1 protein-coding gene is annotated in these 805 nt (G+C 65.6%); it reads left to right on the top strand.

Features of this window, described 5'->3' with window-relative positions; all coding sequences use genetic code 11:
* Positions 1 to 797 (top strand): ISAs1 family transposase (locus P9254_RS28815; protein WP_278103916.1); only part of this gene is annotated, 797 nt, incomplete at its 5' end.
* Positions 798 to 805: the final 8 nt, after the last annotated feature.

Below are 805 nucleotides of genomic sequence, written 5' to 3'. Positions count from 1 at the left end.
CACCGCGTGGCGTGGTGGCCGTCGACGGCAAGGCGCTGAGGCGCGGTTATGAGAAGGGCCGCGCCTTCATGCCGCCGCTGATGGTCAGTGCCTGGGATGCCGAGACGCGGCTGGCGATTGCGGCACCGCGGGCGCCGGCCTCCGACGAGGTTGCGGCGACGCTGGCGCTGCTGAAGAGCCTGGATCTCAAGGGCTGCACGGTGACGGCCGACGCCTTGCATTGTCGCCCCGAGACGGCCAAGGCGCTGCTGGCGCAGAAGGCGCATTATGCCCTTGGGCTGAAGGCCAACCGGGGTCGTCTGTTTGCCGCGGCCGAGAAAAGCTTCGCCGCGGCGGGCGAGATCGCCGGCTTCGAAACGCGCGACAGCGGCCATGGCCGCACCGAAGTGCGCCGCGCCAGCGTGCTGCCGCTTGCCAGGCTCAAGGACGCGCCCGCCTTCCCCGGCCTCAAGGCCATTGGCCGTGTCGAGGCCCTGCGCACCACTGCCGACGGCAAGACGACCACATCGGTCCGCTATATCGCCCTCTCCAAGGTGCTGACGCCCAACAAATTGGCTGAGACGGTTCGTGCCCACTGGACGATCGAGAACCAGTTGCACTGGAGCCTTGATGTTGTCTTCCACGAGGATGACGCCCGCACCCGAAAGGACAACGCGCCACAAAACCTGGCCGTCATCCGCAGGCTCGCCCAAAACATCTTGGCTGCCCATCCCCTCGACAAACCAATCGCCAGCAAGATGCGCAGGGCCAACTGGAGCAAAGACTTCTTCTATGAACTCTTTACTCATATGCGATAGCCCTGCCC

Source organism: Mesorhizobium sp. WSM4983 (assembly GCF_029625765.1).
Taxonomy (GTDB): Bacteria; Pseudomonadota; Alphaproteobacteria; order Rhizobiales; family Rhizobiaceae; genus Mesorhizobium.
Note: the sequence above shows the minus strand (reverse complement) of the source record. Positions and strands in the feature narration are given on the sequence as shown.